This window comes from Erysipelatoclostridium sp. MSK.23.31 (assembly GCF_019125875.1).
GTDB classification, from domain to species: Bacteria; Bacillota_I; Bacilli_A; order Erysipelotrichales; family Coprobacillaceae; genus Thomasclavelia; species Thomasclavelia ramosa.
On the sequence record NZ_JAHOCB010000027.1, the window covers coordinates 1 to 14,070 of the forward strand.

Below are 14,070 nucleotides of genomic sequence, written 5' to 3' on the forward strand. Positions count from 1 at the left end.
TTGAAACTGGAATAAACATTAAATATGTTTGTATCCCAGCTACCCTTATCGCATTAGACTGTTCTCGAAAAGTGGGCTGTCACGATTCTTTGAAGAGATTGATTCTTATCAACAAATATATTCGGAAATTCAGCAATAGTATCAAAAACAAGAGAATTCTTAAGCAATCATTAGTTTGCGTATAACTGGAGAGAGTGCGGCTATTCAAATAAAAAATTATATTGAGTCACATTCGTATTTAGAAAATACGGATATAATTCTATTAGTGATTTCTGATCATGAATACTTGCTAAGAAAAGTAAATCAAATACAAAAAAACAAAGGATTGTGTGTGAGGTAGGGATTTATAATCAAGAATTATATGGTATACCATACATTCCAATTTCAAAACTATTTGATATTTCATCAGATAAACTAGATATTTTGTTATCTTTAGAAACTGTAGAATCTGTCATGTCAGTAAATTATGATGCGATATATGCTTACTTGGAAGAACAGTTGGAAGGTTTTGACCTTCAGTTATTAAAGAAAATTTTGCCAAAGAAAAGAGAATAAATCAATAAGAAATGAAACAAGCCTTTATATAATGATTTCAAAGAAAATTTACAACTGTTTGAAAAAGAATTTTGTATAAAATTTGATGATGACGAGTTAGCTAATATAATCCAAATTAAAAAATGTTAAATCATTACTTTTTTATTAAAATTAGTGTATGAAGTTACAGTAATTGGCTAAAAGAACTCTTTAATTATAAAAATGAAATAAAAGATTTGAATAATGATGTTGGCTTATGCATCTTTTTAATCGTTTTTCATTTATACTAGTTTATTATTCTAAATTCTGAGCTAAACTAATAGTAGCAGATTATAATGATATTGGAGGTATAAGATATGAATGATCAAAAAAAAATTCAAGTATTACAAGATGTTATTCGAATTCCATCAGTAAACGGGAAAGAAGCAGAAGTAGCATCCTATCTTTCTAAACTATTTATAGATTACAGTATTGAAAGTGAAAGAGTGCCTTATTGTCCAGGACGAGATAACTTGGTTGTAACTATTTCTACAGGGCACGGCAAAGTCTTAGGGCTTTCTGGGCATATGGATGTTGTGTCTGCTGGAAATGAAAGCATGTGGAATTATCCACCTTTTGAGGCGCATATTGAAGGTAATCGTCTCTATGGACGCGGATCGACAGATATGAAGGCCGGATTAATGGCGATGGTCATTGCTATGATTGAATTAAAAGAAGAAGGATGTCCATTTAATGGGACAATCAAATTGTTGGCGACTGTTGGGGAAGAGGTTGGAGAACTAGGAGCTGAACAATTGACAAAAGAAGGTTATACAGATGATTTGGATGCACTTATTATTGGGGAACCTACTGGATATGTTTTAGGCTATGCTCATAAAGGATCTATTAACTATACGGTAGTGTCTAATGGTAAAGAAGCACATAGTTCAATGCCACAGGAGGGATATAATGCTATTAGATGTTTAAATGATTGCATTATGGTATTCAATCAAAAAATGGACAAGATATCAAACGATTATATCAATGAAGAATTGGGAAAAACAATACATAATGTCACAATTATTCACGGTGGAACCCAAATAAATAGTATTCCAAATAAGGCTATTGCACAAGGAAATATACGGACTATACCAGAATTTGATAATGGTAAAGTGATTGCTCTATTAAAGGAAACAGTTGCACAATTAAATCAAGATAATTTATTTCCATTGGAGTTAACTATTAATTACAACAAAATTCCCGTTGAAGCCAACAAAAACTCCACATTGATTCAAGCTATTCAAAAACAGTTTGATACACCATTGCCAGTTTTAGGAGGCCCTGCTACTACAGATGCTGCAGAGTTTATAAAGTCACAGAAACAATTTGATATAGTGGTTTTTGGACCTGGTGTTACTACAGTTCCTCACCAAATCAATGAATATGTGGAAATTAGTAATTATTTTGAACAAATTGACATCTATAAAAAGATAATTACTACCTACTTAAGTGATGAATAATTGATGAACTTTATAGAGAAAAATAGTAATTAGATTTTTTCGCTGATTAGGTATTGTACAGTGTATGAAGCACTGGTACTATGTCAAGATTTCGGACAATTTAAATACAAGAATTTAGTAAGTCTAATCTAATATTTTATATTTTTTCTCAAATTGGTCCGGCAACATATATTCACAATGCGAACGTATTCTCATTGTGTTTAAAAATTTTTCCAACTATTCAAATATTAGTTTTCATAACCCTGGATTTTAAATCTGTTTATCCACTCACGTTTTATTGATGCATGAAATGTTTCTATACATGCATTATTTCGCAGGTAGCTTTTTTGAATAGCTTTTTATCATATTTTCTGTCAATTCTTTATATATGAGAGATAGAGTTGGATAAAATACACTAAATTGGACAGTTTTTAAGAAAATTATTATATGAAAAAAACAAGAAATGAGGTAATCTGAAATGGTAATCGACAGGATTGTGAGAAAATTAAGCAAGAACTTACATAATTTATAAGTATCACACTAGAGATGGAATTTAGTAAAGAAAAAACTCTGATTACACATAGTAATACTTTTGCTCGTTTTCTCGGATATAATGTCAGAGTACGCTGTGACCAGCAGATTAAACCAAAAGAAAAATTCAAAACCTATTCTATGAACAACAAGGTAGAATTGAGTATTTCATTCAAAGATAAGATAGAGAAATTTCTCAACAAATGGAATTATAAAGCAGAGATCAGACAATGGGAAATTAGAGCCTATACACCGATCACAATTGCTTAACAGAACAGATTTGGAAATAGTGACTATCTATAATGCAGAATTAAGAGATATCTGTAATTACTATGAATTGGCAAGCAATTTTAACAAGCTAATCTATCTCAATTGTCTTGTGGAATATAGCTGTTTGAAAACACTAGCATGAAAGCACCATTCCAAAATTTTTAAAATTAGTACTATGTATAAAGACTGTGCAGGTAAACTTCTAAAAGTATTTTGGAAACAAACGCCCTACGCCAGAAGAATACATTTACAAGATCACTAAAAAGGCAAAAATAAAATTATAAAGAAGTGTATTGACAATATTTCTTAAAAATGACACTTGCATTATTGTAATTGTTATGCTCTGTATAGAATGACGATTTAGGTGTTGCGTGATTTCTAGTAATCGTTGCTTGATTTTAATAAGCAAATTTCCTAAAATAATAGCATAAATAAAGGAGGTTTTGCTATGGAAATCAAACTAAAAAATAAGGGATATATCTTTTTTGTGCTTTCCTTTGCTCTGTTTGGCTTAGCTGGAATGTTTCTTGTTCCTGTTGTAATATTAATTATAAAAATATCAAAACGTTATCCAAAAGTTTTTACATGGATTACTATTGTTGCCTTTTCTTTGATGTGTATATATCTGTTGATAGTTGAGCAGGAATGGAATTTGAGTTTTTTGTTAATGTGTATAGCTGTCGCCATTGGAAATGTTTTAGATACTAAAAACAGATAATGGCGGAACATGGAAATTTCAAAAATAATAAAAGAGGCAAGAATAAAAAAGGAATGACTCAACAACAATTAGCAGACTCTGTGTATGTTACCAGACAGACTATTTCAAAATGGGAGTTAGAGAAAAGTATATCTGATGAAGCATCGCTAGATTTATTATATCAATGTTTGGAAATTAACAATGAGGAGAAAACGGTATTACAGAAACTCGTTCATAATAAGTAAACTATATTTTTGATTGTTGTTAAAGCAGAAATTAAATTTCTTAAAAGAATAAGAGGTGGTTCTATGGATAAGCAGTCATGGGTATTATGTCCATTTTGTAGTAATAAGATACGGACAAGAATACGAGAAGATAGGAACTGGTAAATTTCCCCTTGTTCTGTCCGAAGTGAAAAAAGGAAACTTTAATCAATATAAAGCAGGGAAAAGTAATTATTATCAAAGCGCTAATTGCTAAGACGCAGAGCCGATAATTTGTAGGCTATTGTAACTTATAGATTGTTGGCTTTTATTTGTTTTCTGCAAAGCAGATCAACAAATAAGCCCTTAAGAAATGCAACTAAAAAGTATTTTGTTCATCCCTCTTTTCCGTTCTGCCCTCGTGTAGTTGCACATATTGTTGTTAAAGGTTATTGTCTTTTTCCACTGCACGTCTGCTAGAGGAAAAAGTGATATTCCCTTAATTGTGAAAGTATAATAATTGTTTTTGAATTGTCTGCTGCATAAAAAAGGAGTTAACTATATAAAATTCAAGTAGTTTTTATGAAAAAGTTTGAAAATGTAAAACAATTAGATTTTATAGTTAGTTGAAACTAGATTTTTGAAAATGTGAATATTGGATTAAATACAGGCATGCTGAAAAGAACTTTTAAAATTGAATTTTTAAAAAGTTGCCCTATCTCAATAAGGCAGGGTCAAATGATTGACCTATTTCTAGCAGATGATAAATGATGCTAAGTAGCTTTCTTATGCAGTAACCTTGAGTACTGCGGTGTCCTTTTCTTCGGAAAATCTTTAATTGGTAGTATTGAGTGAATACAGGGATTATTATTGATGACAGGCAGTATGATTTGATACAACGTTTTTCTAAGATATTTAAAACCCTTCTTGGTTATGGCTGTGTACTGTGCATTAAACTGACTCGATTCATAGTGATATAGGGTTATACCTGCAGATTTAATAATTTGAGAAGGCTTAGAATAACCGGTTTTGAACTTTTTCTTTTATTTATCAATGTATATTATTTAAATACCGGAGATATTAAATAATTAAATAATATAAGTTAGAATTCATCTAATTCGGATTGCATGTAAATTATTGAGTTATAAAAATAGAAAAGAATTTTGTAAAGATCTAAGAGCAGTCTACAAGTGATAAATAATTAGAAGCGCTAGACAAGGGCAAAAGTAGGCAAAGAAAAATCTTCCTGTTACTACACAAGAAAAGCAGCAAATAAAGAAGATAGGGTATTACGATAAAATCAAGTATAAATCATAAACGTGTCAAAAACGAAATTTCATAACATCAGAATGTAATCAAAAATTGCCAACTGATATATCAGAATTTTATATAGCAGCAGGTAAACTATATCTATCACCTATTTTAGATCTGCATAATAGAAAGATATTGTCTGATATCTCAGCTTCGCCAAGCTTTGTCCAAATTACAAATATGCTGGATGAGGCATTTTCAAAGTATGGTAATCTTGAAGTGATGATTATACATTCAAATCAAAGATGGCAGTATCAGATGTAGAACTACAAAAAGAAGTTAAATGATAAAAGAATAAAGCAGTCGACGTCAAGAAAAGGCAACTGTTTAGATAGCTCGCCAATAACATATTTTTGAAACATTAGGTGATTTAAAGATTACGATGGAAGAATATGTCGAATATTATAATACAAAGAGAATCACAACAAAATTAAAAGGATTGATTCCTGTACAATACAGGAATCAATCCTTATTAACTATCTAAAAACAAGTTAAGTTAGTGTCCAACAATTAGAGTTCGCTTCAATCACGCCGTGCACCGCTTTTTAGTAATTAGCTGCGGTTGCTACAAAGGAATGATTATGATAGCTGAAGAAAATATAAAATTAAAAATGGATATTTCATCAGTGATTCATAAAAAGTGTGTAATATATTTTATGAAGCGGTTATGGATAACTGTTGTGTAATAAATAAAGGAGGAAAAATTATGATGGGAATTTGAAAAAAACTTGTGTTCTGAATATGGATTGTTGTTTGTACTCAGGCGTAAAAGAATTTTGTTCAATAGAAGTTAGTTTAAGATTTACTACGCGAGATTCCGTTTTCAAAGAAAAAAGTATTTGAAGAGGTTAAGATGTGTAATATTACTATTTTTATTCCTTGTTAACATGTTAGAATAGAGGGGTTCGTGCTCCTGCGAACTTATTTATCTAGTTGAGATTTTAAGAAATACCTCTTATGTCGCTAAAATAGAAGTATGAGAGAGATATAGGTATTTTGCACCATTGAAAGGTAATGATTTTGATATTTCCGTTATTTATTGCTTTCGATAGGAATATACAGAATTTTTTAAGTGTGATTTTCTTCTGAGAGGATCTTTATTCATTTTATAGTATTATAAAGGAAGTATGTTAATTGCGCTAATGTGGGAATACTTATTTTGTGGAGTGAAAAATAGAGGGGGCGTAAAAAGATGAAAAAAAATGCTATAGCATATATTACAAGAAAGAGAAATAGAACTTTAATAATTTTTATCATATTAACTATAGTTCTTTCTTGCTTGTATTCTTGTTTAACAATAATGAAATCAAGCAATGAAATAGAAAAGGCTTTATATGAAAGTTCTAATTCTTCAATATCAATAACAAAAAAAGATGGTAAATATTTTAATGTTAATCAATTTAAAGATATTGAAAAATTAAAAGAAATTGAAGAAAAAATAATTCAATATGATGGATTAGCAAAACTAAAAGATGCTAAAGTAGTTAGCGGAGAACAAAGAATAAATAGAGAAGATTTATCTGACGAGTTTAAGAATGTTGTTTCACTCGAAGCTACAAATAATACTAAAAGAAATATTTTATTTAGTAGTGGGGTATTTACAATTAAAGAAGGTAAAAATATAGAAGAAAATGATAAGAATTCAATTATTGTTCATGAAGAATTTGCTAAACAAAACAATCTAAAATTAGGTGATGAAGTTGATCTTGAATTACTAGATATTGAAAAAAGTGGAAAAATAAAAAGTCATAAATTTAAAATTATAGGAATCTTTTCTGGTAAAAAACAGGAAACATATACAGGATTATCTTCTGATTTTAGTGAAAATATGGTGTTTGTAGATTATTCAACAAGCCAAGAGATATTAAATAAATCAGAAAATAATAAAATCGCAAATAAAATTTTAATGTATTCTGGTAGTGCAGAATCTACAGACTTAGCCTTAAACAAATTGAAAGAGCTTAAAATTGATGAGTCAAAGTATTTTGTTGAAAAAGATTCTAATGCGTTTGAAGAGTCTTTAGAGTCAGTGAGTGGAATAAAACATATAATAAAAATAATGACTTATTCTATTATGTTAGGTGGGATGGTTGTTCTTTCATTAATCTTGATTCTATGGTTAAGAGAAAGAATTTATGAAATAGGTATATTTTTATCTATTGGAACATCTAAGATACAAATTATAATGCAATTTATATTCGAGTTAATATTCATATCGATACCAAGTATAATATCTTCCTTATTTTTAGGAAATGTATTACTAAAAGTAATTGTAGATGGATTCATTAACTCAGAGGACTCAATGATTTCCGGTGGAAGTTTAATAAATAATAGTAGTTTTATGTTAAATATAACAACACTTGGACAAAGTTATTTAATATTAATAAGTATTATTGTTTTATCAGTTGTATTTGCTTCTTCATTAATATTAATCAAGAAGCCTAAAGAAATATTATCAAAAATAAGTTAGGAGAAAATAATGGATATATTAGAAATAAAGAATGTAGCATATAGTTATGCAAATTCTAAAGAAAAAGTTTTGTCAGGAGTAAATCAAAAATTTGAACTTGGGAAGTTTTATGCGATAGTAGGAAAGTCAGGAACAGGAAAATCTACACTTCTCTCCTTACTTGCTGGACTTGATAAACCTCAAACAGGAAAAATATTGTTTAAGAATGAAGATATACAAAAGAAAGGATATAGTAATCATAGAAAAAATAATATATCTTTAGTATTTCAAAACTATAATTTAATAGATTATTTATCACCAATTGAAAATATTAGATTAGTAAATAAATCAGCAGATGAAAGTATCTTGTTTGAACTAGGTTTAGATAAAAAACAAATAAAAAGAAATGTTATGAAATTATCTGGTGGACAGCAACAAAGAGTAGCTATTGCTAGAGCATTGGTATCAGATGCTCCAATAATACTAGCTGATGAGCCTACTGGTAATCTAGACAGTGTTACTGCTGGAGAAATAATTAATATATTAAAGACATTAGCTAAAGATAGAAATAAATGTGTAATAGTTGTAACACATAGTAAGGAAGTAGCAGATTCTGCGGATATCATTTTAGAACTAAGTGGTAAAAAGTTGAAAAAAGTAAATAAAATGAATTTGGAGGTTGAATAATGATAAAAAATGCATTTGCTTATGTAACTAGAAAAAGCTTAAAATCATTAATTATTATATTAGTTATTTTATCTATGTCAACTTTAAGTCTCATTAGTTTATCTATTAAAGATGCTACGGACAGAGCTTCAAAAGAAACATTTGCTAATATAACAAATAGTTTTTCTATGGAGATAAATAGACAAGTAAATCCAGGAACACCTAGAGGTGGGGGAAATGTAAAAGGTGAAGATATTAAAAAGATATCTCAAACAGATAGTATAGACTCCTATGTAAAAAGAATAAACAGTGTTGCAGATTTAGTTGATTATGATATTATTGAAACTCAAGAGACTCTTGCGAATCAATCACCTGAAAGAGCGAAGAATTTTAAAAGAACAGTTATGATAACTGGGGTTAACGATTCATCAAAAGAAACAAAATTTGTATCAGAAGCATATAAATTAGTAGAAGGAAAGCATTTAGAAAATGAAGATAAAAATAAAATCTTAATGCATAAAGATTTAGCTGAAAAAAATAATCTTAAAGTTGGAGATAAGATAAAAATAAAATCTAATTTGTTTGATGCTGATAATGAGAAAGGTGCAGATGAAACAGTAGAAGTAGAAATTAAAGGTCTATTCGATGGGCATAATAGCGGTGGAGTAAGTGCAGCACAAGAACTATACGAAAATACATTAATCACTGATGTTCATACAGCTGCTAAAGTTTATGGTAATACAGAAGATACAGCTGTATACCAAGATGCAACATTCTTTGTAAAAGGTGATAAGAATCTTGATAGTGTAATAAAAGATCTTGGGAAATTAGATATAAATTGGAGAGAATATAATTTGATTAAAAGTTCATCAAATTACCCTGCATTACAACAATCTATATCAGGTATCTACTCAATTTCAAATAAATTATTTGTTGGCTCATTAATATTTGCAGGAGTTGTAGTTTCATTATTATTATTCTTATGGATGAATGCTAGAAAGAAAGAAATAGCAGTATTACTATCATTAGGTATATCAAAATTAGAAATTTTTGGTCAATTCCTAATTGAGATGGTATTTATATCAATCCCCGCATTCGTTGGTTCTTATTTTTTAGCTCAATATACAGCTGATAAGCTTGGGAATAATATATTGAATAAGGTTACTGGTGATATAGCTAAACAAATAGCTAGACAATCTGCATCTAGCCAATTAGGTGGTGGGGCAGAAGCTGAAGGATTTAACAAGACATTATCAAGTTTAGATATAAATGTATTACCTAAATTCATAATTTATGTAGTTATATTTATGAGTTTAGTGCTTCTTGTATCATTGATTATTTCTTCATTCAATATATTAAGAAGGGATCCAAAAGAATTATTAATTGACAATAATTAAAATTTTCGGTGCTTTCTAGCACCGAAAGTTTTTTGACTTTTAAATATCAAATAATATGCTGTATAATATAAGTGTATAGGCTTAAGTGGAGGTATATATGAAAATATTAACTGTTGAAGATGATAATATGATAAGAGAGGGAATAAGTGAATATCTTTCAGAATTTGGATATACTGTTATTCAAGCTAAAGATGGAAGAGAAGCCTTGTCAAAATTTAATAGCAATATAAATTTGGTTATCTTAGACATTCAGATACCTTTTATAAATGGTTTAGAAGTGTTGAAAGAAATTAGAAAGAAAAGCAATTTACCAATTCTAATCTTGACTGCATTTAGTGATGAAGAATATAAAATTGACGCATTTACTAATTTAGTAGACGGGTATGTAGAAAAGCCATTTTCATTGCCAGTATTAAAGGCTAGAATAGACTCTTTAATTAAGAAGAATTATGGACATTTAGAGAAGTTTGAATATAAGGAGCTATCAGTTAATTTTAATAGCTATACAGCTAAAATAAATGGTGAAGAAATAGATGTAAATGCAAAAGAACTAGAAGTATTAAAATGTTTATTGGATAATAATGGACAAGTGTTAACAAGAATGCAAATTATTGATTATGTATGGAAAGATAGCGAAGAAATTCCTTATGATCGAGTAATAGATGTATATATAAAAGAACTTAGAAAAAAATTACAATTAGACTGTATAACTACTATAAGAAATGTAGGATATAAATTGGAGAGAAAATGAAAAAATTAAAGATATTTCCCAAAATGTTCATACAAATATTTTCTGTTCTTGGAATAATAATTATATTAGTTCATTCATTAGTTTTTTTTATTTTTCCTAAAACATATTTGGAAACCAGAAAAGAAGAGATTCATAATAAGGCAAATGAAATTTCCAGTAATATGAATGGAAAAGAAATAAAATATATAGAACAAACGCTGGATCTTTATTCTAAGAGTAGTGAAATAAAGGCATTTATAAAAGAAAAAAATAATAATAATGAATTACAAATCAAAGATAATATAAATTTTAATTTAGAAAGCAATAGTAATTCTTTGATAATTGAAGAAAGAGAAATAAAGCTTAATGATGGTAAAAAAACACATCTACAATTTGTTTCTACAGCTGATATGCAAAAAGATGCGAAAGATTTAAGCCTTAAATTTTTACCATATTCTTTATTAATATCAATTTTATTTTCTGCTATTATTTCTTTAATTTATGCAAAATTAATAAAAAATAATATACAAGAAATAAAAATTGTTACTGATAAAATGATGAAACTTGATAAAAAAATGCGTTTAAAAGTTAGCTCTAATGATGAAGTTGGAGAATTAAAACAACAAATTAATGATTTGTATTCTACTTTATTAAGAACAATTGACGATTTGGAATTTAAAAATAAAGAAATTTTAAAATTAGAAAAGTTAAAATATGACTTTTTTAAAGGTGCATCCCATGAACTTAAAACTCCTCTTGCTAGTCTTAAAATAATACTGGAAAACATGAAATATAATATTGGAAAATATAAAGAAAGAGATATTTATATTAACGAATGCATTGAAATCGTTGATAGTTTAACAAAAAATATTTCTCAAATATTATCAGTTCATTCTATAGAAAATTTGAATAATGATGAAGAATACTTGAAAATAAATGATACATTAGAAGATGTATTAAAAAAGTATGAAATATTAGCAAATCAAAAGAAAATAACTGTTAATAATTATATATTAGACGAGAATGTCTATATAGGAAAAACAGCTTTAAAAATTATTCTATCTAATTTGATTAGCAATGCAATAAAATATACTGACGTAAATGGAATTATTAATATTGGATTAGATAAAGGCTGGTTGTATATTGAAAATTCATATAGAGATAATAAAGTTTCTGATATAACTAAATTATTTGAAGTCAAATTTGATTTGAATAAGGAAAGTAGTAATGGTTTAGGATTATATATTGTAAGCAATCTTTTGAATAATTATAATATAAAATATAAAGCTCTACAAAATAAAGATTTTTTTGTGTTTAAAATAAAAATATCTTAATAAAAATTGTGAAGTCAATCCATATGTTACTGATTTAAACAGATATATTGTACTTTTTAATCGAGATTGTAAAATAATTTGTGTAAAACACCCCTTCATCGGTAGAGTGGTGTCATCTACCAAAGAAGGGGTGTTTGTTATAGGTAAAAAGGATATTATAAAATATATTATTGGTGGTGTGAAACGTTTCTATATGGCAAAAGTAGAAACCATTATACAAAAGGTGTAGGCCTATACAGTCTTATTATTTCTAAAAACAACATACTGCTTTCTCATCGGAATATCAAAAGTAATACAGGAAGTTCCACTATGAGAACAGACGGTATTCCATATCGCTGTTTCTTCTAGCGGACGTGCAGTGAAAAAAATACGATAACCTTTAACAATAATATGTGCAACTATGCGAAAGATAGACGAATTTTAGTGTATAAAAAAATTAGATGGATGTATACAACCTGTATGAATTTTTAAAAGGAATATAGTGTAGGACTGATTACGTATTAACTGTCTAGAGCTATATTCCTTTTTCTAATTAAAGCATTAGATAATTATTAATAGATCAAATGTAGTTCGTTTGATTAATTTAATGATAACTATTTGCTAATAACTATTAGTCAATGTTTTTTAGTACAAAAAATATTTATGAATTAGGAGAAAAAAGTGATTAAGAAAAAAATATGTGACTATTTGTATCTAGTGGCAGGTATATTATTTTTTATCAGTGGATTTATTTACCACAATTCAACATTCTATATCTTAGGGGTATATTTTGTTACTATATGTATTGTGGAGAAAAATAATGACGATAAAAATAATTTAGATAGAGTATATTTAATAAGAAATATACTCTATAGGACAGTATCAGATAGGACAGTATCAGCGGAAAAGTAAAGATTATGAGAAGATTGAGACAACTTATATGATAGTCTAATTTGATAAAATCTATAAGTAAAAATATAGATCGAGTGTATAAGTTATGACAAATAAAACGCCAAGAGTGAAAGAAACTGGAGGTAGAGTTAAAAGTATATTAATCATCTGGAGATAGAGTATGTGTCAAAGAAGAAAGGATAGCGGTGAGAGCGGTGAAATTTGAATATAAACTTGAAGAAACATACAGGAGTAGCATAGGAGCGGTGTTCATGATAGATATGTCTCTCAGTAATATTTTATCAAAAATTGATAGAAAGAACGTATATGACTATATCGTTTACAGCGATGAGATGACATTTATGATAGATGGTATTATTGAGATGGAAAGTTATTGGTATGACATAGAGCTGATTTTTAAATTTTATGGAGAGTATTCATTTTTTAGAGGAAAAGTAATAAGTGGTAGTATTAAGGAAAATGGTTGTATAGCAGTAATCAAGAATACATCGGTGGTAAAAAAAGATCTCAAGGTACTAATGAAAATGGGTAGGAATGATATGAAAAAAGCATATATAGAGCTAAAGAATAAGATGTTAAATAGTTTTGAAGATATTTGGGAATTTCTGAATAAATTGAAAATATTCTACTTGAAAACGATCCGGTTTAATAGAAGTATACTGTTGTTTTGTTAATGAGAGAAAGGGCAAGGAGATTATACTCTGTCAAAATTTCGGACAAAGATATCCTAATTTTTTAATATTTCGTTGAATTCTTTTTCATAATTTAATGGTGATTGGTAATCACAATGTTCATGAATTCTTAGAGTGTTATAAAAACTATTAATATATTCAAATACTAATCTAGATACATGATTATAGTCACATATCTTTTGCCCATTTAAACATTTCCTTTTAATTAATGAACGTAATGAACGGAAGGATTTGGTAGAAGCATTATCCTAAGGTGTTACCTTGTGAGAATAGCTTATAATCATATTGATGCAAGAATAAAAAGTGTAGTTTGAGGGAAATGTAGAGCGGTTTATTAATATTGATAAATAGAGAAGTACATGGCAGGCCATAAAAATGTCTTAAAGATTGGTGATATTATATAATATGTGAAATGGGCTAGACGTATATCCTATAAATGATGACTGTGGTTTTCCCCCTATGTGTATATTTTAATAGTGAAAATATGTAGGTTGATACAGGATATACTCCACACGCCAATTATATTAGTTAAATATAAAACCTTAATTTGTCAGTTAAAAGTAAATAATTAATGTTTAAGTGTGTAGTTCAAAACAATTACATAAAATTCAAAAGATATAGGCAAAGTTACTTACTTCTCTTATACACATTCCTATTTTATATATTATGTTTGTGTATCTATTGCCAAATTGTAATCTTGCATGTTTTACATATTTTGCTGCTGTTATTATCATTGTTTTAATGTCTGTTGATAGTCGCTTTCTTGCCACCGTATGACTCTTATTTCTTTTTTATGTATCATTATAGGCTGAATTGTCCAATATTCGTAAAGTATTATATGCTCTCATAGTTAAATGAAGTATAAAATGTTTGTTGCGAATTTTCCG

At 28.2% G+C, this 14,070-nt stretch carries 17 protein-coding genes; 15 read left to right on the forward strand and 2 right to left on the reverse strand.

Annotation, left to right across the window (positions count from 1 at the left end):
* The 7 genes from KSU54_RS12085 to KSU54_RS19300 all read left to right on the forward strand — a co-directional run.
* Window positions 1-185, forward strand: a 185-nt coding sequence (locus KSU54_RS12085) for a hypothetical protein (protein WP_217749035.1), incomplete at its 5' end; no start/stop codon positions are given.
* Window positions 186-327: 142 nt separating this feature from the next.
* Window positions 328-555 carry a hypothetical protein gene (locus tag KSU54_RS12090; protein ID WP_224209083.1) on the forward strand — a complete coding sequence of 76 codons (228 nt, stop codon included), beginning with the start codon at window positions 328-330 and terminating at the stop codon, window positions 553-555.
* A gap of 335 nt (window positions 556-890) precedes the next feature.
* Entirely contained in the window at window positions 891-2,033 is a 1,143-nt protein-coding gene (locus tag KSU54_RS12095; RefSeq protein WP_009299755.1) for an ArgE/DapE family deacylase, read from the forward strand.
* 757 nt (window positions 2,034-2,790) lie between these two features.
* Window positions 2,791-2,955, forward strand: coding sequence for a group II intron reverse transcriptase/maturase (locus KSU54_RS19475; RefSeq protein ID WP_368735796.1), 165 nt, complete (start codon window positions 2,791-2,793; stop codon window positions 2,953-2,955).
* Window positions 2,956-3,261: 306 nt separating this feature from the next.
* A complete protein-coding gene (locus KSU54_RS12105; RefSeq protein ID WP_008792835.1) occupies window positions 3,262-3,531 on the forward strand; it encodes a hypothetical protein in 270 nt (89 codons plus the stop codon).
* A 53-nt stretch (window positions 3,532-3,584) separates the two neighbouring features.
* On the forward strand, window positions 3,585-3,755 hold the full coding sequence (locus KSU54_RS12110; protein ID WP_224209115.1) for a helix-turn-helix domain-containing protein: 171 nt from the start codon (window positions 3,585-3,587) through the stop codon (window positions 3,753-3,755).
* A 63-nt stretch (window positions 3,756-3,818) separates the two neighbouring features.
* The gene (locus KSU54_RS19300) at window positions 3,819-3,899 is read left to right on the forward strand and encodes a cysteine-rich KTR domain-containing protein (protein ID WP_306660072.1); all 81 of its coding nucleotides are present in this window, start codon (window positions 3,819-3,821) and stop codon (window positions 3,897-3,899) included.
* Between the two features lie 587 nt (window positions 3,900-4,486).
* Here KSU54_RS19300 and KSU54_RS18920 read toward each other — a convergent pair.
* Entirely contained in the window at window positions 4,487-4,717 is a 231-nt protein-coding gene (locus KSU54_RS18920) for an IS110 family transposase (RefSeq protein ID WP_226814614.1), read from the reverse strand.
* 358 nt (window positions 4,718-5,075) lie between these two features.
* Between KSU54_RS18920 and KSU54_RS19480 the strand changes: the two genes are divergently transcribed.
* From KSU54_RS19480 to KSU54_RS12155, 8 genes are all read left to right on the forward strand, one after another.
* Window positions 5,076-5,288 (forward strand): DDE-type integrase/transposase/recombinase, encoded by a 213-nt coding sequence (locus KSU54_RS19480; protein ID WP_368735795.1) that lies wholly within the window; start codon window positions 5,076-5,078, stop codon window positions 5,286-5,288.
* A gap of 85 nt (window positions 5,289-5,373) precedes the next feature.
* Window positions 5,374-5,508, forward strand: a complete 135-nt coding sequence (locus tag KSU54_RS19485) for an IS3 family transposase (RefSeq protein WP_224209116.1) — start codon at window positions 5,374-5,376, stop codon at window positions 5,506-5,508.
* Window positions 5,509-6,216: 708 nt separating this feature from the next.
* On the forward strand, window positions 6,217-7,494 hold the full coding sequence (locus KSU54_RS12130; RefSeq protein WP_008792833.1) for an ABC transporter permease: 1,278 nt from the start codon (window positions 6,217-6,219) through the stop codon (window positions 7,492-7,494).
* 9 nt (window positions 7,495-7,503) lie between these two features.
* On the forward strand, window positions 7,504-8,160 hold the full coding sequence (locus KSU54_RS12135; protein ID WP_003426165.1) for an ABC transporter ATP-binding protein: 657 nt from the start codon (window positions 7,504-7,506) through the stop codon (window positions 8,158-8,160).
* Window positions 8,160-9,536: an ABC transporter permease gene (locus KSU54_RS12140; RefSeq protein WP_008792832.1), complete on the forward strand. Its 1,377-nt coding sequence runs from the start codon at window positions 8,160-8,162 to the stop codon at window positions 9,534-9,536. The genes KSU54_RS12135 and KSU54_RS12140 overlap by 1 nt, the downstream gene beginning before the upstream one ends.
* Before the next feature lie 97 nt (window positions 9,537-9,633).
* On the forward strand, window positions 9,634-10,287 hold the full coding sequence (locus KSU54_RS12145; protein WP_008792831.1) for a response regulator transcription factor: 654 nt from the start codon (window positions 9,634-9,636) through the stop codon (window positions 10,285-10,287).
* Entirely contained in the window at window positions 10,284-11,600 is a 1,317-nt protein-coding gene (locus KSU54_RS12150) for a sensor histidine kinase (RefSeq protein WP_008792830.1), read from the forward strand. Before KSU54_RS12145 ends, KSU54_RS12150 begins: the two co-directional genes overlap by 4 nt.
* 1,142 nt (window positions 11,601-12,742) lie before the next feature.
* A complete protein-coding gene (locus tag KSU54_RS12155; protein WP_009299759.1) occupies window positions 12,743-13,165 on the forward strand; it encodes a hypothetical protein in 423 nt (140 codons plus the stop codon).
* Window positions 13,166-13,218: 53 nt separating this feature from the next.
* Here the strand turns inward: KSU54_RS12155 and KSU54_RS19490 are convergent, their stop codons facing one another.
* Entirely contained in the window at window positions 13,219-13,389 is a 171-nt protein-coding gene (locus KSU54_RS19490) for an IS3 family transposase (protein ID WP_081723979.1), read from the reverse strand.
* Window positions 13,390-14,070: the final 681 nt, after the last annotated feature.